This window comes from Variovorax sp. 679, assembly GCF_003952185.1.
Classification (GTDB): domain Bacteria; phylum Pseudomonadota; class Gammaproteobacteria; order Burkholderiales; family Burkholderiaceae_C; genus Variovorax.
The window spans coordinates 381530-403916 of the sequence record NZ_RXFS01000002.1; the positions used below are offsets into that span (position 1 = coordinate 381530).

General features: G+C 68.0%; 23 protein-coding genes. 9 read left to right on the forward strand and 14 right to left on the reverse strand.

The window, feature by feature from the left end:
• Positions 1-67: 67 nt before the first annotated feature.
• The 7 genes from EJO71_RS05745 to EJO71_RS05775 form a co-directional block, all read right to left on the reverse strand.
• Positions 68-397 carry an L-rhamnose mutarotase gene (locus EJO71_RS05745; protein WP_125947722.1) on the reverse strand — a complete coding sequence of 110 codons (330 nt, stop codon included), beginning with the start codon at positions 395-397 and terminating at the stop codon, positions 68-70.
• Between the two features lie 29 nt (positions 398-426).
• Positions 427-1203 (reverse strand): SDR family oxidoreductase, encoded by a 777-nt coding sequence (locus EJO71_RS05750; protein ID WP_125947721.1) that lies wholly within the window; start codon positions 1201-1203, stop codon positions 427-429.
• Between the two features lie 18 nt (positions 1204-1221).
• On the reverse strand, positions 1222-2499 hold the full coding sequence (locus EJO71_RS05755; protein WP_125947720.1) for an L-fuconate dehydratase: 1278 nt from the start codon (positions 2497-2499) through the stop codon (positions 1222-1224).
• A gap of 126 nt (positions 2500-2625) precedes the next feature.
• Positions 2626-3591: an ABC transporter substrate-binding protein gene (locus EJO71_RS05760; RefSeq protein ID WP_125947719.1), complete on the reverse strand. Its 966-nt coding sequence runs from the start codon at positions 3589-3591 to the stop codon at positions 2626-2628.
• 51 nt (positions 3592-3642) lie between these two features.
• Positions 3643-4680 carry an ABC transporter permease gene (locus tag EJO71_RS05765; protein ID WP_125947718.1) on the reverse strand — a complete coding sequence of 346 codons (1038 nt, stop codon included), beginning with the start codon at positions 4678-4680 and terminating at the stop codon, positions 3643-3645.
• Between the two features lie 17 nt (positions 4681-4697).
• On the reverse strand, positions 4698-6209 hold the full coding sequence (locus EJO71_RS05770) for a sugar ABC transporter ATP-binding protein (protein ID WP_125947717.1): 1512 nt from the start codon (positions 6207-6209) through the stop codon (positions 4698-4700).
• 11 nt (positions 6210-6220) lie between these two features.
• Positions 6221-7096, reverse strand: a complete 876-nt coding sequence (locus tag EJO71_RS05775) for an amidohydrolase family protein (protein ID WP_125947716.1) — start codon at positions 7094-7096, stop codon at positions 6221-6223.
• Between the two features lie 161 nt (positions 7097-7257).
• On the opposite strand from EJO71_RS05775, the gene EJO71_RS05780 reads away from it, so the two are divergent.
• On the forward strand, positions 7258-8073 hold the full coding sequence (locus tag EJO71_RS05780; protein ID WP_240651291.1) for an IclR family transcriptional regulator: 816 nt from the start codon (positions 7258-7260) through the stop codon (positions 8071-8073).
• On the opposite strand, the gene EJO71_RS05785 is transcribed toward EJO71_RS05780, so the two are convergent.
• Complete coding sequence (locus EJO71_RS05785) at positions 8070-8513, reverse strand: helix-turn-helix domain-containing protein (RefSeq protein WP_125947715.1); 444 nt, start codon at positions 8511-8513, stop codon at positions 8070-8072. The genes EJO71_RS05780 and EJO71_RS05785 overlap by 4 nt on opposite strands.
• 75 nt (positions 8514-8588) lie before the next feature.
• On the opposite strand from EJO71_RS05785, the gene EJO71_RS05790 reads away from it, so the two are divergent.
• The gene (locus tag EJO71_RS05790; RefSeq protein WP_125947714.1) at positions 8589-9461 is read left to right on the forward strand and encodes a class I SAM-dependent methyltransferase; all 873 of its coding nucleotides are present in this window, start codon (positions 8589-8591) and stop codon (positions 9459-9461) included.
• On the forward strand, positions 9454-9957 hold the full coding sequence (locus EJO71_RS05795) for a DUF2938 domain-containing protein (protein ID WP_125947713.1): 504 nt from the start codon (positions 9454-9456) through the stop codon (positions 9955-9957). Before EJO71_RS05790 ends, EJO71_RS05795 begins: the two co-directional genes overlap by 8 nt.
• A 9-nt stretch (positions 9958-9966) precedes the next feature.
• Here the strand turns inward: EJO71_RS05795 and EJO71_RS05800 are convergent, their stop codons facing one another.
• A complete protein-coding gene (locus tag EJO71_RS05800; RefSeq protein ID WP_125947712.1) occupies positions 9967-10962 on the reverse strand; it encodes an SLAC1 anion channel family protein in 996 nt (331 codons plus the stop codon).
• Positions 10963-11071: 109 nt separating this feature from the next.
• Between EJO71_RS05800 and EJO71_RS05805 the strand changes: the two genes are divergently transcribed.
• Positions 11072-12025, forward strand: coding sequence for a GlxA family transcriptional regulator (locus tag EJO71_RS05805; RefSeq protein ID WP_125947711.1), 954 nt, complete (start codon positions 11072-11074; stop codon positions 12023-12025).
• A gap of 20 nt (positions 12026-12045) precedes the next feature.
• On the opposite strand, the gene EJO71_RS05810 is transcribed toward EJO71_RS05805, so the two are convergent.
• A complete protein-coding gene (locus EJO71_RS05810; protein ID WP_125947710.1) occupies positions 12046-12483 on the reverse strand; it encodes an SgcJ/EcaC family oxidoreductase in 438 nt (145 codons plus the stop codon).
• A 63-nt stretch (positions 12484-12546) separates the two neighbouring features.
• The gene (locus EJO71_RS05815; RefSeq protein ID WP_125947709.1) at positions 12547-13518 is read right to left on the reverse strand and encodes a LysR substrate-binding domain-containing protein; all 972 of its coding nucleotides are present in this window, start codon (positions 13516-13518) and stop codon (positions 12547-12549) included.
• A gap of 182 nt (positions 13519-13700) precedes the next feature.
• On the opposite strand from EJO71_RS05815, the gene EJO71_RS05820 reads away from it, so the two are divergent.
• The 5 genes from EJO71_RS05820 to EJO71_RS05840 all read left to right on the forward strand — a co-directional run bounded on the left by EJO71_RS05820 (position 13701) and on the right by EJO71_RS05840 (position 17128).
• Positions 13701-15044: an MFS transporter gene (locus tag EJO71_RS05820; protein WP_125947708.1), complete on the forward strand. Its 1344-nt coding sequence runs from the start codon at positions 13701-13703 to the stop codon at positions 15042-15044.
• A 35-nt stretch (positions 15045-15079) separates the two neighbouring features.
• Entirely contained in the window at positions 15080-15607 is a 528-nt protein-coding gene (uraD, locus tag EJO71_RS05825; RefSeq protein ID WP_125947707.1) for a 2-oxo-4-hydroxy-4-carboxy-5-ureidoimidazoline decarboxylase, read from the forward strand.
• Positions 15608-15741: 134 nt separating this feature from the next.
• Positions 15742-16263 (forward strand): hydroxyisourate hydrolase, encoded by a 522-nt coding sequence (locus EJO71_RS05830; RefSeq protein ID WP_125947706.1) that lies wholly within the window; start codon positions 15742-15744, stop codon positions 16261-16263.
• Positions 16264-16293: 30 nt separating this feature from the next.
• Positions 16294-16629 (forward strand): hydroxyisourate hydrolase, encoded by a 336-nt coding sequence (uraH, locus tag EJO71_RS05835; RefSeq protein ID WP_093205314.1) that lies wholly within the window; start codon positions 16294-16296, stop codon positions 16627-16629.
• Positions 16630-16651: 22 nt separating this feature from the next.
• Positions 16652-17128: a nucleoside deaminase gene (locus tag EJO71_RS05840; protein WP_125947705.1), complete on the forward strand. Its 477-nt coding sequence runs from the start codon at positions 16652-16654 to the stop codon at positions 17126-17128.
• 23 nt (positions 17129-17151) lie between these two features.
• On the opposite strand, the gene EJO71_RS05845 is transcribed toward EJO71_RS05840, so the two are convergent.
• The 3 genes from EJO71_RS05845 to EJO71_RS05855 are packed head-to-tail and all read right to left on the reverse strand — an operon-like array spanning position 17152 to position 22267.
• The gene (locus EJO71_RS05845; protein ID WP_125947704.1) at positions 17152-18129 is read right to left on the reverse strand and encodes a tripartite tricarboxylate transporter substrate-binding protein; all 978 of its coding nucleotides are present in this window, start codon (positions 18127-18129) and stop codon (positions 17152-17154) included.
• Positions 18130-18161: 32 nt separating this feature from the next.
• Positions 18162-19529 (reverse strand): hypothetical protein, encoded by a 1368-nt coding sequence (locus EJO71_RS05850; protein ID WP_125947703.1) that lies wholly within the window; start codon positions 19527-19529, stop codon positions 18162-18164.
• Positions 19526-22267, reverse strand: a complete 2742-nt coding sequence (locus tag EJO71_RS05855; RefSeq protein WP_125947702.1) for a tannase/feruloyl esterase family alpha/beta hydrolase — start codon at positions 22265-22267, stop codon at positions 19526-19528. The genes EJO71_RS05850 and EJO71_RS05855 overlap by 4 nt, the downstream gene beginning before the upstream one ends.
• Positions 22268-22387 lie beyond the last annotated feature (120 nt).

Below are 22387 nucleotides of genomic sequence, written 5' to 3' on the forward strand. Positions count from 1 at the left end.
ATTGTGCCCAGCAAATGTAAACACGGGACAGGAATATCGAATATAGGATCAAACTCGAATCTTTTGATTACAAAGCGAATATCCGCGTCATTGCAGTCCACTTCCCGCCCTCCGGCGTCCACGGCGTAGGCGCCTGGAACTTCCACATCAGTTCTTCCCATTCCGCAATCTTTGGATTGCTGCGCGTCGCGAGCGCCATCGCATCGGCGTCGTAGCGTGCGTCGTCCGTTTCCATCAGCATCACCATCCGCGTGCCGAGCCGGTGAATTTCCATGCCCATCACGCCGTGCGCCTTCAGATGCTCTCGCACCTCGGGCCAGATATTGCGGTGATAAGCCTCGTATTCGGCGATCAGGGCCGGGTCGTCCTTCAAATCGAGAGCCAGGAAATGGCGCATGGGAAATTCCAATCGGGGCGAAGAAATGATCAGGTCAGCGCCCGGTCCAGATGCGTGTAGCCGCCATCCACGAACACCCATTGCCCGGTGGTGTGCGAGGCACGCTCCGAGAGAAGGAATACGACGGTGTCGGCAATCTCCTCGGGCGTCGTCATGCGGCGCCCAAACGGAATCTTGTCGGTGATGTCGGCGAGCTTGCGGTCGGGTTCGTCGAAGGCGGAAATCCATCGCTGGTAGAGCGGCGTCATCACCTCGGCGGGGATCACCGCGTTCACGCGCACGCCGTCTTCCAGCAACGAAGCAGCCCACTCGCGCGTGAGCGAGAGCTGCCCGCCCTTGGCCGCCGTGTAGCCGCTGGTGTTGCCCTGCCCCGTGATCGCCGTCTTCGACGAGATGTTCACGATGGCCCCCTTGCTGGCCTTCAGGTGCGGCAGGCAGTGGTGCGCCATCACGTAGCAATGAATGAGGTTGCGTTCGAGCGAAGCAACGAAGGCATCGCGCCCCGCTTCCAGCCCCACGCTGTCGTTCACGCCCGCGTTGTTGACCAGCCCGTCGATGCGGCCAAACTCCGTGGCGGTGTCCGCGATGGCCCCGGCACACGCGGCCTCTTCCATCAGCTCGAGCTGGAAAAAGCGCGCGCGCGGCTGCAGCGCACGCAGCGCTTCTTCAAAGGGCTCGTCGAGCGGGTTCTTGCCGAAGATCACCGGCACTGCGCCTTCGCGCGCCAGCGCCATGGAGATGGCCGCACCGATGCCGCTGCCGCCACCGGTGACGATCACCACCTTGTCCTTCAGATTCAGGTCCATGCTGTGCGATGCCTTTCCTTATCCACGAAAGCGGTACTGCTCCAGCGACTCCGGCTTCATCGTGATCGAGAAGCCCGCGCCCTTCGGCGGCATGTAGGCCGCGTTGCGAATCTCGCAGGGCTCGACGAAATGCTCATGCAGATGGTCGACGTACTCGACCACGCGGCCCTCGCGCGTGCCCGAGATGCAGAGGTAGTCGATCATCGAGAGGTGCTGCACGTACTCGCACAGCCCCACGCCTCCGGCATGAGGACACACGGGCAGCTTGTATTTCGCGGCCATCAGCATCACCGCCAGGATCTCGTTCACGCCGCCGAGCCGGCAGGCATCGATCTGCACCACGTCGATGCCGCCGCGCATGATGAACTGCTTGAACATGATCCGGTTCTGGCACATCTCGCCCGTGGCCACCTTCACCGGCGAAATGCCCTCGCGGATCCTGCGATGGCCTTCCACGTCGTCGGGGCTGGTGGGCTCCTCGATGAACCACGGCTTGGCAAAGGCGAGCTGCCGCACCCAGTCGACGGCCTGCCCCACCTCCCACACCTGGTTGGCGTCGATCATCAGGTGGCGGTCGGGCCCGAGCACCTCGCGCGCCACGGTCAGGCGGCGGATGTCGTCCTGCAGGTCGCGCCCCACCTTGAGCTTGATGTGATTGAAGCCCGCGTCGATCGCCTCCTGCGCGAGGCGCCGCAGCTTGTCGTCGGAGTAACCCAGCCAGCCCGCCGAGGTCGTGTAGCAGGGGTAGCCCTCGGCCTTCAGCGTGGCGATGCGCTCGTCCTTTCCCTTGGAGACTTCGCGCAGCAGCGCCAGCGCCTCATCGGGCGCGATGCAGTCTGTGATGTAGCGGAAGTCGATGCAGCGCACCAGCTCCTCGGGCGACATGTCGGCCACCAGCTGCCACACGGGCTTGCCTTCGGACTTGGCCCACAGGTCCCACATCGCATTGACCACCGCGCCGGTGGCGAGATGGATCGCGCCCTTGTCGGGGCCGATCCAGCGCAACTGGCTGTCGGAGGTCACGTGCCGCCAGAAGCGCCCCATGTCCTCGGCCACCCATGCCAGGTCGAGCCCCACGACCAGGTGCCGCATCGCCTCGATGGCCGCGCAGCAGATCTCGTTGCCCCGGCCGATGGTGAACGTGAGGCCATGGCCTTCCAGCCCCGGCTGATCGGTCTCGAGCACGACGTACGCCGCCGAGTAGTCCGGATCGGGGTTCATCGCATCCGAGCCGTCCAGATGCTGCGAGGTGGGAAAGCGCACGTCGAGCACGCGCATGGAGCGGACGATGGTCATGACAGCTGCCGAGGGGAGAAAGGAGGCTCCTTCGGGGAACACCGCGGAACCGGCTTTGCCGGGCCGCTGGTGTTGCCCCCTGGAAGGGGGTTGGCGAAGCGACACGAAGTGCGCGAAGCCTGGGGGTCAGTCATAAAGCACCGCGGCGATCTTCGGGTCCGCGATGTTGGTCTTGTCGTACCAGAAGAATCCGGTGTCGACGATCTTCGGCAGCTTCTCGCCCTTGACGGCCTTCACCGCCATCTCGACGGTCTTGTAGCCCATGCCCACCGGGTTCTGCGTGATGGCGCCGGCCATGCTGCCGTCCATGATCGCGTTCTTCTGCTGCTTGCCCGAGTCGTAGCCGATGACCACGACCTTGCCGGTGCGCTTCATCTCCTTCACGCCGTTGACCACGCCGATGGCCGAACCCTCGTTGGCGCCGAAGATGCCCTTGAGGTTGGGCGATGCCTGCAATATCGACTTGGTGATCTCTGTCGACTTCAGCTGGTCGCCGCCGCCGTACTGCACGCTCACGATCTTGATGTTCGGGTAGGTCGACTTGATGCGATTGACGAAACCGTCGCGCCTGTCGACGCCAGTACGGCTGGTCTGGTCGTGCACCACCAGCGCGACTTCGCCGCTCTTGCCGATCAGCTCGGCCATCTTGTCGGCGGCCAGCGCGGCGGCGGCCTTGTTGTCGGTGGTGGTCGTGGTCGCCGGGATGTCGCTGTCCACGCCCGAGTCGAAAGCCACCACGGGGATCTTCGCGGCCTGCGCCTTCTTCAGCAGCGGAATCGCGGCCTGGCTGTCGAGCGCGGCGAAGCCGATGGCCTGCGGCTTCTTGGCGAGCGCGGCCGAGAGCATGTCGATCTGCTTGTCGACCATGGCCTCGGTCTCGGGGCCTTCGAAACTCACCTTGACCTTCAGGTCCTTGCCGGCCTGCTCGGCGCCCGACTTCACCGCCTGCCAGAACTGGTGCTGGAAGCCCTTGGACACCAGCGGTATGTAGATTTCCTGCGCCTGCTGTGCCTGTGCCAGGCCCGGCAGGCCCGTCAAGCTGACAAGGGCCGCACCCACCGTGCACGCGACGACTGCTCTTCTCTGGATCATTCGAAGTCTCCTGTGGTTGTATGAAACGAACGGATCGGGAACGTGGGGAACTCAGTGCGCCTTGCTGCCGCTGCGGCGGCGCAGGATGTCGGCGTACACGGCCAGGATGATGATCACGCCCGTGACCACCGTCTGCCATTCCTGCGCGACCGAGAGAATGCGCAGGCCGTTGGTGAGCACGCTCATGATGAAGGCGCCGATGATGGTGCCCACGATGGTGCCGGTGCCGCCGCTGAGCGAGGTGCCGCCGATGACCACGGCCGCGATGGCGTCGAGCTCGTAGCCCTGCCCCAGCGCCGGCTGCGCCGAGTTCAGGCGCGAGGCGATCAGCAGCCCCGCGATGCCGCAGATGCCGCCGCTCACCGTGTAGACCACGATCTTCCAGAAGTCGGTGTTCACGCCCGACAGGCGCACCGCCTCCTCGTTGCTGCCGAGCGCGAAGGTATAGCGCCCGAGGATGGTCCGGTTGAGCACGATGCTCGCGGCCACCGCCACCAGGAACAGGATCAGCACGGCATTGGGAATCGGCAGCGACGGCACGATGTCGCCGATCAGCGAGTCCTGCGAGATGGCGGTGAAGCCCGGCGTGTCGTTGAAGTAGATCGGCTTGGTGTCCGAGATCACCAGCGACAGGCCCTTGAGCAGCATCATCATGCCCAGCGTCGCGATGAAGGGCGGGATCTTGAGCTTGGCGATCAGCACGCCCGAGACGAAGCCGCTCAACGCCCCGAAGAAGATCGCCGCGCAGATGCCCAGCCATAGCGGCATGCCCATGTAGGTGAGCACCACGCCGGTCATGACGGCGCAGAAGGTCATCAGCGTGCCCACCGACAGGTCGATGCCCGAGGTGATGATGACGAAGGTGCAGGCGATGGCGAGCACGCCGTTCACCGCCGTCGACTGCAGGATGCCCACGAGGTTGTCGGCCTGCAGGAACTGCGGCGACGCGAAGCTGAAGAACACCATCAGCGCGACGAGGCTGGCGAAGGCCAGCAGCTTCTGCCGCGTGGCAGGGCGGAAGAGCCGCTCTTTCAGCGTCTTCAGCGAGAAACCGGGGGCGACGGTGGTCGTGGCGGTGGGGGTCGTCAAGGGGTTGTCTCCAGTCGTCATTCGGCGGTGGCAGCTTCGCGCCGGGTGGCGAGCTGCATGATCTTTTCCTGCGAGGCTTCGCGCGCCGGGAGCTCGCCGGTGATGCGGCCCTCGCACATCACGAGCACGCGGTGGCTCATGCGCAGTACCTCGGGCAGTTCCGAGGAAATGATGACGATGGCCTTGCCCTGAGCGGCCAGTTCGTTGAGCAGGCGATAGATCTCGGCCTTGGCGCCCACGTCGATGCCGCGCGTGGGCTCGTCGAAGAAGAGCACGCTGCAGTCGCGCAGCAGCCACTTGGCGATGACGATCTTCTGCTGGTTGCCGCCCGACAGCAGCCGCACCTGCTGGCGCACCGAAGGCGTCTTGATGCCGAGCTGCCTCACGTAGCGCTCGCCGGCCGACTCGATGGCGGCCTGGTCGATGAACAGGCCCATCGACAGGAACTTCTTCATGCTCGGCAGCGCGATGTTGGTTTCCACGTCCATGCCGGTGGCCAGTCCGAAATGCTTCCGGTCTTCCGACAGGTAGCCGATGCCGTGGGCCACCGCGTCTTCGGGCGAGCGGATCGACACCTTCTTGCCATGCACGAAGACTTCGCCCGCGTCGATGCGGTCGGCACCGAACACCGCGCGCGCCAGTTCGGTGCGGCCCGCGCCCATGAGGCCCGCGAAGCCGAGGATCTCGCCGCGGCGCAGCACGAAGCTCGCATCGCGCACCATCGAGCCGCGGCGGATGCCCCTGGCCTCGAGCACGATCTCGTTGCCGGAGGTGTCGGGCATCTCATGCTCCACATCTGCGAGCTGTCGGCCCACCATCATGGCGATGAGCGTGTCCATCGGCGTCGCCGCCATCGGCACGGTGGCGATGTACTGGCCGTCGCGCATCACGGTCACGCGGTCGGCGATGCGCTTCAACTCGTCCATCTTGTGCGAGATGTAGACGATGGCCACGCCGCGCGACTTCAGCCGCGCGATGATGCGGAACAGGTCGGCCACCTCCTCGTTGTTCAGCGCGGCGGTGGGCTCGTCCATGATGAGCACGCGCGAGTCGAACGACAGCGCCTTGGCGATCTCCACCATCTGCTGCCTGGCCACCGTGAGTTCGCCCACCGGCGTGCGCGGATCGAGCTTCAGGTTCATGCGCTCGAAGATGCGTTGCGCCTCCAGGCACATGGCCTCCTCGTCGATGAAGAGGCCGAAGCGACCGCGCGGCTCGCGGCCGATGAAGATGTTCTGCGCGGCGCTCAGGTGGTTCATCAGGTTGAGCTCCTGATGGATGATTCCGATGCCCAGCGCCTGCGCGGCGCGCGGGCTCTCGATGTCCACGGGCCGGCCGTCGAGCAGCACCTCTCCCGAGTCCTTGCGGTACACGCCCGCCAGCACCTTCATCAGCGTGGACTTGCCCGCGCCGTTCTCGCCCATGAGCGCATGCACCTCGCCGGGCAGCAGATCGAACTGCGCCCTGTCGAGCGCGCGCACGCCGGCGAAGGACTTGCTCAGGTCGCGGATGGTGACGATGGGTTGCATGAGGTGCTCGCTCAGTCCGCTTTCAGGTCGTAGAAGCGCCGCGCGGTGCCTTGCCATACGCTGGCCTGCTCGTCCGGCGAGAGGCTCCCGATGCAGGCCTCGCTCACCGCGATCCAGCCTGCGTAGTCGCCGGCAAGCGTGAGCACGGGCCAGTCGCTGCCCCACATCAGGCGGCCGGGGCCGAACACCTCGAGCAGGTGTTCCCACACGGGGCGCACCGCGTGGGTGACGACATCCGCATCGCGCTGCATCGAGGACGGCGCCTCGGTCCACAGTCCCGAGAACTTGCAGCACACCTGCGGCAACGCGGCCACCGCAGCGATGTCGCGGCGCCAGCGGGCGAAATCTTCGCCGTCGTGCGCGCCGACCGGCGGCTTGGCCGCGTGGTCGATCACCACCGGCAGTTGCGGCCATTGCGCAAGGAAGCTCATCAGCTGCGGCAGGTGCCGGGGCTTCACCAGAGCGTCGAAGCGCAGGCCGAGGCGCAGCAGGGTGCGCATCGCGTCGGGGCGCGGGCGGCGCGCGATCCAGTCGTCGTCGGGCAGGTCCTGCAGCATCGGCCGCACGCCCTTGAACTTCGGATTCCGGGCCATCCGCTCCAGCGAGGCGGCGGCGCCCGGCCGGCTCAGGTCGACCCAGCCGACCACGCCGCCGACTTCTTCGTGATCGCTGGCGATGCCGAGCAGGAAGTCGGTCTCGGCCCTGGACTCGGCGGCCTGCACCAGCACCGTCCGGCTTACGCCGTGGGCGCGCAGCAGCGGTGCGAGGTCTTCGGGCATGAAGTCGCGTAGCAATGGGGCCAGCGCGGGCACGTCGGCGCGCAACCACGTGTAGTCGCCGCGCGCGGGCCGCCAGAAATGCTGATGCGAGTCGATGCGCTGGATCATGTCGGGTCGCGGGCAGCCGGGTGCTGCCGAACGCCTTGCCTCTCTAGTCCATTTATGAACAGAGTATTTACATACGAATTTTCGACGTCAAGGCTGCCTCATGGGTGCTTACCCGTAGAACGAAACTTGCAAAAAGCCTGGCTTGCTGCTGAAATTCATCAGTGAACAAATCTATTCAATCCGACATCCTCGGCAAGCCCGCCGAAGACCAGGAGCAGCAGGATCGCTACCGCGCACCGGCGCTGGACAAGGGCCTGGACATCCTCGAACTGCTCGCCGACCAGCCCGAGGGCCTGACGCGCGGCGAGATCGTGAAGGCGCTGGACCGAGGCCCGAGCGAGATCTACCGCATGCTCGAACGGCTGGTGGCCCGCCAGTACGTGCTGCGCTCGCTGGCGGGCGACCGCTACAGCCTGAGCCTGAAGATGTTCGACCTGGCGCACCGCTATCCACCGAACCACCGGCTGGTGACGCAGGCGCTGCCGGTGATGGACCGCTACGTGAAGGAGGCCGAGCAGTCGTGCCACCTGGGCGTGTACGACCGGGGCAACGTGCAGATCGTGGCGCAGGTCAGCAGCCCCGCCACCTGCGGCATGACGGTGCGGCCCGGCACGCGCGTGAACCTGCTCGACACCGGCTCGGGCCAGGTGCTGCTGGCCTGCGAGTCGGACGAGCGGCGCCGGCAGATGGTGGCCGAGCACGTCGCGCTCGACGGCGAGGTGCAGATTCCGCCCGACGAGCTGGAGCACATGCTCGAAGCCGTGCGCGCCACGGGCTACCGGCAGCGCGAGAGCCTGCAGTACTTCGGCGTGATCGACATCTCCTGCCCCATCCTCGGCCCGCACGGGCATGCGCTGGCGGTGCTCACCACGCCGTACATCCGGCGCATCGACCGCCATGCGATTCCGTCGCTGGACCGCGCACGCGAGCTGATGCTGCAGGCGGCGCGCGACCTGTCGCTGCTGGCGAACGCCTAGCTGACGGGCGGCTTCGGCGTCTTCTCCTTCTTTTTCCGCCCGCCGATGGCACCCGATGCCGCAGCGCCAAGAATGCGCCGGAAGGTCGGGCATTCCATGTGGCTGGGCGCCCGGCAGACGGCCGCATGCCGCAGGCCGTCGCGCATCGCGCTCAGGTTGCGGATCGTGCGGTCGAGCTCGTCCGCCTTGGCCGTGAGCATCAGCCGATCGATGCGCGGCTGCCCGTTGGGCCCGAACATGCGCGCGATCTCGTCCAGCGAAAAGCCGGCGGCGCGCCCCAGCGCGATGAGCGCAAGGCGCTCCAGCACGTTGGCGTCGAACATGCGGCGCAGGCCATGCCGCCCGATGGAGGCGATCAGCCCCTTTTCGTCGTAGTAGCGCAGCGTCGAGGCGGGCACGCCCGAGCGCTGCGCCACCTCTGCAATATCCAGTTGCTTCATCCTCTTGACCTCAAGCCGACTTGAATTTGCATAGTGCGGTTTCCGCCTCGTGAAGGCAAGCAAGAGGAAACCATCATGGAAAGAAGCACGCAACAGGCCGGCGACGAACAGGCCAGGCTCTGGAACGGCCCGGCCGGAAACGCCTGGGTCGAGGCACAGGCAACGCTCGACCAGCTGTTCCGGCCCTTGGAGAAGCTGCTCGTCGACGCGGCATCCGCCGGCAGCCCGCCAGCAAGCCGTGTGCTCGACGTGGGTTGCGGCACTGGCGGCACCACGCTGGCCATCGCGCGGGCACTGGGCGCCGGCACGGATTGCGTCGGCATCGACATCTCGGAGCCGATGATTGCCGCCGCCCAAGGCCGCGCCGTGCGCGAAGGCGCGGCGGCACGCTTCGTCTGCGCCGATGCCCAGACGCATGCCTTCGAGCCTGCGAGCTTCGACGGCATCGTCTCGCGCCTCGGAGTGATGTTCTTCGACGACCCGGTGCACGCCTTCTCCAACCTGCGGCATGCCGCGAAGGACGGTGCCGCACTGCACTTCATCGCCTGGCGCGGCGCCGCCGAGAACCCCTTCATGACCACCGCCGAGCGCGCTGCCGCTCCGCTGCTGCCGGACCTTCCGCCTCGACAGCCGAACGCGCCGGGCCAGTTCGGCTTTGCGGACAGGCATCGTGTGGAAGCCATCCTCGAGGAAAGCGGCTGGCGCGGCATCGACATCCGGCCCGTCGACCTGCCCTGCACCCTGCCGGAGAAAGATCTCGTCGGCTACCTGAGCCGGCTCGGCCCGGTCGGCCTGGCGCTGCGGCAGGTGGACGAGCGCACGCGCGAACGGGTCATCGGCACGGTCCGCGCCGCCTTCGAGCCATTCGTGCACGGCAACGAGGTCCGTCTGACCGCAGCCTGCTGGATGGTCGCCGCACACGCGCCGGGGAAGAACCGGAATGACTGAAGCGGCGAAGCTCCTCGCCAGCGTGCTGCTGACCGGCATAGGCGCGACGGCGGTGATGGATCTGTGGGCCATTGCCCGCAAACGACTGCTCGGCGTTCCCTCGCTCGACTACGCACTGGTGGGCCGCTGGCTCGCCTATCTGCCGCGCGGCCGCTTTCGCCACAACCCCATCGCTGCGTCACCACCCGTGCGAAGCGAGCGACTTATCGGGTGGGTAGCGCACTACGGCATCGGCGTTACCTTCGCGGCCGTGCTGCTCGCAGGCTGGGGACCGGCGTGGGCCAGCCACCCCACGCTGGGCCCGGCCATGATCGTCGGCATCGGCAGCGTGGCGGCGCCCTTCCTGGTGATGCAGCCGGGCATGGGCGCAGGCATCGCGGCAAGCCGCACGCCGCGGCCCATGGTCGCGCGGCTGCACAGCCTGGTCACGCACGCTGTCTTCGGGCTGGGTCTCCATGCGGCCGGCTGGGTGGCCGCGCTTGCCCTCGCAGCCTGAACCCCAGGCTCAAGCGAACAGCTTCCCGTTGAGCGCGATCCGCACGGTCTTCACCGTGAGAACGGCCAGCGCCACGTTCAGCGCGGCCAGCAGCACCAGCGCAACAACCCAGAGCGCGACGCTCGCGCGCAGCTCCGCGTACTTCAGCGCCGCGTTGGCGAGCGCGGCCATCGGGAAGCCGATCGCCCACCAGTTCGGCGAGAACGTCGCTCCCCTGCGGAACACCTTCGGAGCCACCACCGCGAAGATGAAGAGCCCGAAGTAGAAGAGCATCGCGGCGAAGCGATCGATTTCGCCGACGACGTTGGTGTACGCCAGGAAGCCCACCGCGAAAGGCGCCACCAGGATCATCAGCGAAGGCTCCATGGCGGGCGCGAGCGGATCGCGGTGCACGAGCCGGCCGATGATCATCGTGAAGAGCACGAGCGCCAGCACCGCGCCGACCGCGCTTGCGGCCAGGTTGATTTCGCCGGCCCACGCCATCGGCATGTGCGCGCCGGTGACGGGGATGTCGAGCGTGGCCACGCCGGGGATGATCCAGGCCGGCACGGCAAGCGACGCATCCACCTGCCCCTTCAGCAGCCGCGACAGCACGATGAAGCTCAGCGCGAAGGTCGCGACGAGGCCCACGGTCCAGCCGAAGTGCGCGACGGGCGCGTTGTAGGGTGCGATGACGACCGACAGCAGCAGGACCGAGATCGCGATGGTGCCGAAGAAGTTGCCCGCCACCGGGTGATTGAACTCCGCCTGCACCGCCTGCCGGTGCCTTACGAGCTTCATCAGGTAGCCCGCCGAGATGAGCACGAAGGCGAACAGCGCGAACGCCCCGACGGCCTCGCCGACGAAGGCCGGCACACCCAGGCTTTCGTGCACGAGCCGCCATGCGAGGGCGAGGCCCGACAGGCCCATCACCGAGGCGAACAGGTTGACCGGAAGGTTGCGCACGGAGGCTTCCGCACGCGGAGGAACGACCGATGAGGAAGGGTTCAGTGACTGGCTTTGCATGGCTGGCACCTTTGGCTGAATTTGCGTTAGTTGGTATTTTCCGCCAGACTCCCGCCGTCGCCTTCCTCGGTTCACGGCGTTTTCAGCCAATCCCCGGACCTTGTCTGCCATGCGCATCGCCATCCTCGCATTTCCCCGTTTCCAGCTGCTCGACGTTGCCGGGCCTGCCGACGTTTTCGTCGAAGCAGCGCACCAGCTCGGGAAGCCGCGCGCCTACCAGGTGCAGGTGATCGGCACCAAGGCCGGCGTTCTCAAGAGCAGCGGCGGCCTGAAGCTGGCCGTCGACGCCACGGTGGCAACGCATTGCGGCGCCATCGACACCCTGCTGGTCGCGGGCAGCCCCCGCATCGAGGACATGGAAAGCGACACCCAACTGCAGGACTGGCTCCGGCGCCAGGCCGGCACCGTGCGGCGCTACGGCTCGGTGTGCTCCGGCGCCTTCGTGCTGGCGGCCTCCGGACTCCTCGACGGCAAGAGGGTCGCGACCCACTGGAACACCGCCGCCGGCCTCGCGGCGGCATACCCGCGCACACGCGTGGAGGCGGACGCCATCTACGTGAAGGACGGCAACCTGTTCACCTCGGCAGGGGTAACCGCCGGCATGGACCTTGCCCTCGCGATGGTGGAGGAAGACCACGGCCGCGAACTCGCGCTGCGCGTGGCACGCCAGCTGGTGATGTTCCTCAAGCGCCCCGGAGGCCAGAGCCAGTTCAGCGCGCACCTCGCGGCGCAGACTTCCGAGCGCTCCGGCGTGCGCACGGTGCAGGATCATGTGCTCGCGAACCTGAAGGACGACCTGTCGGTGCCCGCCCTGGCCGCACGCGCGGGCATGAGCGAGAGAAGCTTCGCGCGGATCTTCCGCGACGAAACAGGCACGACACCCGCGGAGTTCGTCGAGAACGCAAGGATCGACGCCGCCCGCAGGCTGGCCGAGGAATCCGACGTGCCGGCCAAGCGGCTGGCCGATGCGGTCGGCTATGCGAACGTGGACGGCTTCAGGCGTGCGTTCGCCCGTCGACTGGGGGTCAGCCTCGTGGAGTACCGGAGGCGCTTCGCTACGTGATGCCGCGGGCGGCCGCTCGTTCAGGCCGCCTTGCCGTCGTCCCTGAGCACGGTTTCCCCGGTGCGGGGATTCGTCAGCGTGACGTTCTCGAGCGCCTTGATCCGCCACTCGCCGGCCTCCCGCGTCAGCACGGCGAGGATCAGCGTGTCGACGGCATGCGGGCCCGCCGGATGCGCCGGACCGGTCGTGAGGCGACTCCAGAAGTGCACGATGGCCGCGTCGTCGCCGATCGCGGTCACATCGATCAACTCGTTGTCCAGCGTGGAGTCGCTGTAGATGGTTGCGTGGATGGGCGCATGCAGGCCGACGATCTCGTCGACACCGCGCACGTAGTGTCCGAACCGGTTCACGAAGCTCGCGTTGCCGTGGAACAGCGCCGCGAGCGCCTTCATGTCGTGGCTGTTCCAGGCGGCCTGGAACGCCCGGGGTGCATCTTCAGGATGGTTCATCTGGTTCATGAGGTTCACCTGGGTTGTTGCTGGTATCCGCGCATCGGGGATCCGTTGTCCGGATGAGGCCCGCTATCCATCCTCGTCGGCAGGCGGCCCGATCGCCGATCCCGGCGCCGCCTGCGCCAGGTGGCCACCCACCGTCGAGAGCAGGCCGCGCAGCCAGCGATGGGCGCCCTGGTGCTGCGAGCGTTCGTGCCACAGCTGGTAGAAGCGCATGCGCGGAAACCCCTCCGGGGCCGCCACGCACACCACCGGAAGGCTGCGCGTGAACTGCTCGGCGAAGTGGCGCGCGGTGGTGAACACGAGGTCGCTGTCGGCCACCAGGTAGGGCGCCATCGCGTAGTAGGGCACGAAGACGCGCGCGTCGCGGGTCTGCCTCAGGCCGGCCAGATGGCTGTCGACCACCGCGCGGTGCGACTTGGCGAACGGCGTGGGCGCCACGTGCACGGCCGCGAGGTAGCGCGGCAGCGTCATGGCGTCAGGTGCGGCCAGCGGGTTGCGCGGGCTCATCATGCACACCAGCTCGTCCTCGATCAGCAGCGACAGGTGCATGCGCTCGGGCGGCAGCGGCCAGTTGCCGATCACGATGTCGAGCTCTCCCTGCGCCAGCGCGCGCTCGTAGTCGTAGCCGGGCGTCAGCGGGTGGACCAGCAGGCGCGCCTGCGGCGCCTCGGCGCGGAAGCGCGCCACCACCTCGGCCATGAAGCTGGCCGCCAGGTAGTCCGGCGTGGCGATGGTGAACGTCGTGGTGCTGGAGGCGGGCACGAAGCGCTCGGGGCCGGCCAGCATGCGGTCGATCTCGCCGAGCACTTCGCGCGCGCTGTCGCGCAGCTGCAGCGCCCGGGCGGTGGGCACCATGCCGCCGCGCTCGCGCACCAGGATCGGATCGCCGAAGGCGTCGCGCAGGCGCCGCAGGGCCGCGCTGACGGCCGGCTGCGTCTGGTTCATGCGCACCGCCGCGCGCGAGACGCTGCGCTCGGCCACCAGCACCGCCAGCACGCGCAGCAGGTGGATGTCGACAAGGTCCTGGCTTCTGGTCATGTGTCTAGGGGTTCGACCGGATGGCGCGCCGTTGCGGGGCGCGACCTATCGCTCTGGTTTATGCCGCACATTCCGCGCGCCGTGCGCGCGGCCGGACCATTGTGCCTACAGTGCCCACGCAGGCGGCGCTCCTTTTGCCGGTCCGGACCGCAGCGCCCCACACCAAGGACCTGGAGACAAGCATGACATCAACCACAGCGGCCGCATCGGTCCGGCCTTCCTCCACCCCGTCCGAGCTGGACGGGGTCTACCGCAAGATCATCTGGCGGCTCATTCCCTTCCTGATGCTGCTGTGGGTGCTGGCCTGGATCGACCGGGTCAACATCGGCTTCATCAAGCTCACCATGCTCGACGAGCTCAAGTGGAGCGAGGCGATGTACGGCCTGGGCGCGGGCATCTTCTTCCTGGGCTACTTCTTCTTCGAGGTGCCGAGCAACCTGCTGCTGCAGCGCATCGGGGCCAAGAAGACCATCATGCGCATCACCATCGGCTGGGGCCTGACCTCCATCGCCACGATGTTCGTGAAGACGCCGGACATGTTCTATTTCCTGCGCTTCCTGCTGGGCGTGTTCGAGGCCGGCTTCTACCCCGGCATCATCCTGTACCTGACCTACTGGTTCCCCAACGACCGGCGCGCCAAGGCCTTCGGCATGTTCATGTCGGCCTCGGCCTTCGCGGGCGTGATCGGCGGGCCGCTGGCCGGCACCATCATGACCGGCATGCACGGCGTGAACGGCTGGTCGGGATGGCAGTGGGTGCTGCTGCTGGAGGGCATTCCATCGGTCATCGCCGGCTTCGTCACCTACTTCTACCTGACCGACAAGCCCGAGCAGGCCAACTGGCTCACGGCACGCGAGCGCCAGCTGGTGCACGAAGACCTCGAGCGCGACGGCCGCTCGCTGGGCCAGCGCGAGCACAGCATGCTGGCCTCGCTCAGGAGCGGGCGCATCTGGCTGCTGATCCTGATCTTCTTCTGCATCATCGCGGCCAACTCCTCGCTGACCTTCTACGGCCCGACGCTGGTCAAGGAAGTGGGCTTCGCCAGCCCTGTGACGGTGGGCTGGATCATGGCCGCGGCCTACCTGTGCGGCGCGGCCGGCATGATCTGGAACGGCTTCCACTCCGACAAGCAGCAGGAATCGCGCTGGCACTGCGGCCTTGCCGCGGCGCTGGGGGCGGTTTCGCTGCTGGCCATCGCGCTCTTCCTCGGGCACAGCGCGCTGGCGGTGCTGGTGGGCCTGACCCTGGCCATCGTCGGCACCATGAGCGCCATTCCGGTGTTCTGGCAGATGCCCAACCGCTTCCTGGCCGGCACCGCGGCCGCCGGCGGCGTGGCGCTGATCAACTCCATCGCCAACCTGGCCGGCTTCGGCGCGCCCTGGATGCTGGGCCTGATCAAGACGTCCACCGGCAGCCTCTCGCCCGGCCTGTACGTGGTGGCGGCAGTCGAGATCTGCGCCACCTTGCTGATCCTGGCCTGCGTGCCCTCGCACCGCAAGCAATCCGTTGCCTCCGCCGCGCGCTGAGCGGCCGGCATCGCCACCGAAGAAAAGAACGACCGATGACCCTCACCACCACCCGCCTGAACCTGGCTGCGCTCAACGAGATGGACCGCGACGCCTTCGTCGCCGCCGTCGGGCCGACCTTCGAGAACTCCCCCTGGGTCGCGCAGGCCGCGTGGGCGCGCCGCCCCTTCGCCGATGCCGGTGCGCTGCATGCCGCGATGCTCGACGTGGTGCGGCAGGCGCCGCAGGAGCGCCGCATCGCCTTCCTCTGCGGCCACCCGGAGCTGGCGGGCCGCGAAGCCCAGGCCGGCACGATGACGGCCGAGTCCGTCGGCGAGCAGCGCAGCGCCGGGCTCGACGCGCTCAGCCGCGACGAGCTGGGCGAGATGCAGTACCTGAACCGCGCCTACCGCGAGCGCCACGGCTTCCCCTTCATCATCGCCGTGCGCCGCAACACCAAGCAGCAGATCTTCGAGGCGATGCGCACGCGCGCGGCGGCGAGCACCGAGGTCGAGCAGCGCGCCGCGCTCGACCAGATCGGCTTCATCACCAGAGGGCGCATCGACGCCCTGCTGGACGGCTGAGGCCTCCGGCGCGCTCTCTTTCCCCGCGACACGTTCCCGTTCCCGTTCCCGTTCCCGCCAACCGGTGTCCCCTCGCACCGGCCAGGCGTTCCATCGCCCGGAAAAGGGCAGACAACGACAGGAGACAAGCAAAGATGGCGAATCAAGTCGTATCCCACCATCCCGCGCGCAGGCAGTTCGCGCTCTCGGGACTGGCGCTCGGCGCGGCGGCGCTGACCGCGCGCGGGGCGCTGGCACAGCAGCCGGGCGCCGCGCCGGCCGGCCCCGCCCGGGCCAGCGGCCCCATCGTGCTGCACGGCGTGAGCCCGCGGCTCACGGTGCATGCGCTGGACACCTTCCATGGCGCGGCAGCCACCGGCCTGCGCATCGACTTCTCCCGGCTGGAAGGCGGCAGCTACAAGCAGCTGCGCAGCGTCGTCATGAACGGCAATGGGCGCTCCGACGATCCGCTGCTGATCGGCGACAGCTACCAGCCCGGCGACTACGAACTGCTGCTGCACGTCGACGACTACTTCGCCGGCAAGAAGGCCGTGCTGCCCATGCCGCCGTTCCTGACGAAGCTGCCGGTGCGCATCCGCGTCGCCAACGTCGCCGAGCGCATCCACCTGCCGATCCAGTTCGGCCCGTGGAGCTACACCTACTCGCGCGGCAGCTGAGCCCATTGCACTGACGAAAGAGGAAACGACATGACCGGCATCTCGACGCACGTGCTCGACATCACCAACGGGCGCCCCCTGGCGGGCCTGCAGGTGGAGCTCTACGACGTGGCGACCAACCCGCCCACGCGCATCAACGGCACCCGCACCAACGCCGACGGCCGCACCGATGCGCCCATGCTCGCGGCCAAGGACGCGCGCACCGGCCACTTCGAGCTGCGCTTCCACGTCGGCGACCACTTCAAGGCGGCCGACGGGCTCTCGGACGTGGTGCCCGTGCGCTTCTCCATCTTCGACGCGGCGCAGCACTACCACGTGCCGATGCTGTGCGCGCCCTGGTTCTTTTCAACCTATCGCGGCAGCTGACTCGCCGCAGGAGTTTCTACAGATGCCCCATACCGATCAAGACTCGGAGAAGTACATGGTCGACGCCATCCGGCTGGCCATGCGGAACGTGCGCGAACGCAGGACCTGGCCTTTCGGCGCCGTGCTGGTGCGCGACGGCAAGGTGCTGGCCCGGGCGGTCAACGAGGTCGACGCGCTGTGCGACCCCACGGCCCACGCCGAGATGCAGGCGGTGCGCATCGCCGCCAAGGCCCAGGGCGGCACCGACCTGTCGGGCAGCGTCGTGTACGCCAGCGGCTACCCGTGCCCCATGTGCCTCACGGCCATGTACCTGGCCGGCGTGAAGGAGGTGTACTTCGCCTACTCCAACGAGGACGGCGAGCCGCACGACCTCTCCGCCGAACGCGGCTACCTGGAGATCGCGCGGCCGCTGGAGCAGCGCGAGATGCCCGTGCGATCGCTGCCGGTGCGCGACGAGGGCGAGGACCTGTACGAGGCCTGGTCGCACTCGATGCGCTGACCGCAGGCCCCGGGGGCGCGACCTCAGTCCGCGTAGACCCCGGCTGCCTTGATCACCGGCGTCCACTTCGCGATCTCGTCGATCACGAACTTCTTGTGGCCCGCGGGTTCGACGCGCCCGTCGGTCGCCACCACGGCGCCCAGCAGCTCCTCGCGATGGATGAAGTCCGGGTCCTTCAGCGCGACCTTCACCGCGTCGTTGAGCTTCTTCAGCACCGGCGCGGGCGTGCCCTTGGGCGCATAGAGGCCGTGCCAGATCGTGACCTGGAAGTTCTTCAGACCCGCCTCGTCGAGCGTGGGCAGGTCCTTGAGCATCGGCAGCGCGAGGCGCTTGGGCGTGGTGACGGCGAAGGCCTTCACCTTGCCCGCCTGGATGTGCGGCGTGGTGTTGGTGGTCTGGTCGCACAGCAGGTCGATCTGGCCGCCGATCAGGTCGGTGATGGCGGGCGCGGTGCCTTTGTAGGGCACGGGCGTCATCTCGGTCTTCGTGGCGCTCTGGTACAGCAGGCCGCACAGGTGCGAGGCCGAGCCCACGCCCGCGTTGCCGATGTTGATCTTGCCCTTGTTGGCGGCGATCCAGGTGCTCAGCTCCTTGTAGTTGGTGGCGGGAATGCCGGGCTTGGAGATGAGCGTCATCGGCACGTCGTTGACGATGCCCAGGTATTCGAAGTCGCTTTCGACCTTGAACGGCACGTTGCGCACCAGGCTCGGCACGGTCGCCATCGCGATGTGATTGAGCAGCAGCGTGTAGCCGTCGGGCGTGGCGCGCGCCACCTTGGCTGCGCCGATGGAGCTGCCGGCGCCGGGCACGTTGTCGATGATCACGCTGGCGCCGCCGAGCGGCTTGCGCAACGCCTCGGCGAGGTCGCGCGCGACGCGGTCGGTCGGGCCGCCGGCCGCGAAGGGCACGACGATGGTGACGGGCTTGCCGCCCGGAAAGTCCTGTGCGTGGGCAGCGACGGCGGCGGTGGCGATCGCCGCAAGGGCGAACAGTTTCTTCATGGAGTCTCCGTGACGTTGGATTGAAAAATGATTCAGGGCGCGCGCGACGGCACGCGGCTCTCGAGCGCGGGCGGCTGCCATGCGGGCTGGATGTGGCAGCCGTTCTTGCCGTCGGTGTCGTAGCGCGGCATCAGCGCCTTGCAGCGCTGCGCGAGGCCGTCGGGCGTGGGCTTCTCGCCCTTGTCGATCCAGTCGAGCAGCGCGGCGAAGAGCGCGGGGTATTCCGAATCGCTCAGGTAGCTGTGCTCGCGTTCGCTGCTGAAGCTCTGCACCAGCAGGTTGCCGGTGCCCGCGGCGTCGCGGATGCGGCGGTAGGAGTTCTCCAGTTCGACGAAGGCCGTCGGGTCGTCGATGGCGTGCAGGCCCACGGTGGGCAGCGCGGTGCGACCGGTCGGCTGGCTGTCGGCCGCCAGCGCGCCCTTGGCCTGCGGATCGGCCGCGTAGCGCAGCACGCCGGCATTGAGCGCTGCGTCGTCGGCCGAGCCGCTGTAGACCACGCCGATGTTGCCGAAGGGGTTGCGGCCCTCGAGCCCCTTCTGCACCAGGTCCTGGAAGAGCCATGTCGCCCAAGTGAGATGGCCCAGCAGCGAGCGCTCCTGGATCTTCACGACCGAGAGGATGGTCTTCAGCCGCGCTGCCTGCTCGGGCGTGCGCTGCGCGGCCGGCAGGCCCACGCCGGTGCACTCCTTCACGCGCGCGGCGAGATCGGCGCGCGTGAGCTTGGTGTCAAGAGGAAGGCCCATCCACAGCGGGTACTGCGGCTCGTCGGGGCGCGGATGGTTGCGGCAGACGTACTGGTACACCACGCGCAGGTCGAGCCGGAAGTCGTAGGCGCTGTTGCCGCCACCGAGCACGCCGCTGGTGAGCAGCAGGCCGTCGTAGGGGCTCTTCGTACCGCCGGCCGGTGCATAGAGTTCCGCCGCCTTAGCCGCCACGCCCGCGCCGTAGCTCTGCCCGTGCAGCAGCGTGCGGTGCGGCTGGCCGAAATGGCGCACGAAGATCCGGCGCAGGCGCTCGGTGTCTTCCGCCGCCATGGTCACGCCGTAGCCTCCGCGCCGGTAGGTGGAGGCGGCCCATGCGTAGCCGGCCTTCACGGTGACTGCCCAGCGCTTCAGGTCTTCCTCGCTTCGCTCCAGCTTGGGCGGTCCGGTCTCGGGGCCGCCGTGGGCGTGCAGCACCAGCACGCGGCCGGCGTTCTTCGCCCAGTCCTTCGGGATGGCGATCCAGTAGAAGGAGCCCGCGCCGTCCTCACCGGTGTAGCAGCGCGCCGACTCTGGCACCGGCGCCGGGCAGGCGGCCGCCTTGGGCCCGGAGGGCGCCGCATGCGCGGGCAGGGTCGGTGCCGCGCCGATCAGCGCGAAGGCCATGGAAGCCGCAAGGCTGGACAGTCGTTTTTTCAATGACGTACTCCGAGTTCGAGCGCCGCCTTCGCCGCGTCGGTGGAGACGAATGCGAGGACGCCGCTGTTGAAGATGAAATTGCCCGCCCGGCCGGCATCGGCCTGTGCCACGCCGAGCACCGGCGTGTCGTAGCTCAGCCCCGCGGCCGCGCCGCCGAGGTTAAGGCCGCTGCCGGCCACCGTGGCATCGTGGTTCTCGCCCTTGACGCTGAGCAGCGCATAGCTGCCGTCGGCCGTGCCGGAGACCAGGCTCTGCTGCAGGCCGAAGAAGCGCATGCCTGCGTTGGCGGCCGACTCGCGCACCAGGTGCATGGGCACCGCCGTACCGCTGACGAGGCCGATCACCATCGAGCCGGTGAGCGTGCCGCCGGTGGTCACGGCGCCGCCGGTGGGCGAGGTCGTGAACAGGTCGAAGGCGCCGCGCGTGCCGTTGTAGGTGATGTAGCCCTTCTCGGTCTGCGTGCAGGTGGCGTCGTAGATCATGAAGCCGTTGGCCGGATCGCGGCAGTACTGGAAGGTGCCGGCATTGCGCAGCCGCACCGCCAACGCCTGCGCTGCAGTACCGCCCGTGCCCTGCTGCACGCCAACCGCGTTGAAGATGTTCGCCACCGGGTTGAACACCGTCGGCGTCGCCGAGTTCTGGAAGGTGTTCTGGAACGCCAGCAGGGGCGCGAAGCCACCGCCGCTCGGCGCATTCACGCCGCCCGACAGCACCCCGCCGGCGCCGAAGCTGAACACCGCCCCGCTCTCGCCGCTGCCGTAGCTGCAGTTGCCTTCCGACACCAGCGTGCCGGTGCGCACCGTGCCGGCCGTGCGCTGCAGGCTGGCGTCGATGGTCACGGTGTAGGCCATGGTGGCCGGGTCGATCTGCACGCGCAGTTCTTCGCCGAAGCTGTTGCCGCCCTTGTAGCTGGTGACGGCCGCGGGCAGGTTCGGGCAGACCAGCGGGTCGCCGACCTCGGTGACGCAGCTGTAGTTGACGGCTGCGTCCAGGCTGCCGCTGCCGCGGTACTTGGGCCACGCCGGGAACAGGCACAGCGGGCGCGTGCGGCCATAGGTGCCGGCCACGGCGTCCACCGCCACGCCGGTGGCCGGCGCGAGGCCGCCCTCGACCCAGCCTTCGAGCGCGGCCAGCGAATCCCAGTTGGGAATGAAGCTGCCAGTGCCGTGGCCCATGCCGGGCACGGTGTAGAAGCGCACGTTCCGGTCGACCGAGGCCTGGCCCAGCGTGGCGATGAGCTGCTTGTAGTAGTCGATGGTCGAGTTCGGGCTGATCACCTCGTCGGCCAGGCCGTGCAGCATGATGAGCCGGCCGCCGTGCGCGAAGAAGGGCGCGAGGTTCGGGTTGGTCGCGTCGGTGAGGCTCGACACCTCGGTCACCCGCGCGGCATAGCTGCCCGGATCCAGCGGATCGAAGGTGAGCGTGTTGAAGTTGGCGTCGCGCGTGACGAAGAACTTCACCCACTGGTCGCCGGTGACGTACATGTTGGCGTCGGCCGACGTGGCGGGATTGGCCGGCACGTTGCGCGTGCCTAGGTCGCGCGTGGTGAAGGGGCCCGCCACCAGCGCGCCTTCGAGCAGGTTGTAGCCGCCCGCGCGCTTCACGCCGTTGGCCAGCGAATAGGTCGTGAAATCGAGCGGCGACTCGATGGCGTTCACGGTGGCGATCTGCGCGTCCGACAGGCAGGTCTTGGCCGTCTTCGTGCCGCCGGGGCAGCGCAGCGAGGCCAGGATCTGCGTGTTGAGCAGGCGGCAGCTCTCGACGTTGCTCACGATGCTGTCGGCCGCGCCGTCGAGCTTGTCGCAGGCCTGCATCGCGGCCTTCTGCACCATCAGCGTCTCGCTCAGGTCCATCCAGCCGGCGGTGCCGTTGTTGTAATACAGCGCGCGGCCCACGGCCACGTTCGACAGCCGCGTGCCGGTGTAGTTGAGCGCGGGCTCGTTGGCGATCACGCCGTCGTAGTCGAGCGGCCAGCGCTGGATGTAGCTCAACGCATCGCGCCCGCCCGTGGAGGTGCCCAGGAAGTAGGCGTGCTTGGGCGCCACGCCGTAGCGCGCGAGCACCAGCGCCTGCGCCACGTCGCGCGTCTTCTTGAGCGAGAGGCCGCCGTAGTTGGCGAGCTGCTCGTCGTTGGCCGCGAACTTGCCGTCGGTGATGCTGCCCGACTGGTGGCCCGAGTCGTCGCCGTAGGTGGCGTAGCCCAGCGCGAGCGGCGCGGGCTTGCCGGCGGGGCCGAAGCGGATGACCTCGGTGCCGTCGATGAGCACGCCGTCGAAGCCGCCGCCGCCGAAGTGGATGGTCTTCTGGTTCCACTTCTCGGGGAGGTTCACCGCGAAGTTGATGGACTGCGAGCTGGGGTCGACCGGCTGGATGGTGCCGCGCACGCGGCAGTAGTCGCCGAGCGTATTGCCGGCGTCGCTCGCGGCGACGGGCGTGGCGCTGGTGACGGTGGCGCCCTGCGTGGGCAGGCTGATCAGCGAGGCGGGCAGGCTCCTGCCGTTCAGGTCAGCGCAGGAAACGGCCGGCTGCACCGGCGGGGGCGGTGGGTTGTCCGGCGGATCGTTCGCCGGCGGGTTACTGGCAGGAGGATTGCTGGCGGGCGGTGTGGTCGGCAGGAAGCCGATGCCACCGCCGCCGCCTCCGCCACCACCGCAGGCGACAAGGATCAGCGAGACCAGTGAGAAGCCGACCGCGTGGCGGACGGCACGAAACATCGAGGCGGGGCGCGTTGTGCGCATGGGTTTGTCTCCGGCATGCGGCCTCGTTGGGCCGCTTGTTCTTGAATGGGCGGCCGGAAGATAGATTCGGTGTGACCTAGGGTCAAATAAAATAACAAGGCACTTTTCATACAAAAAACA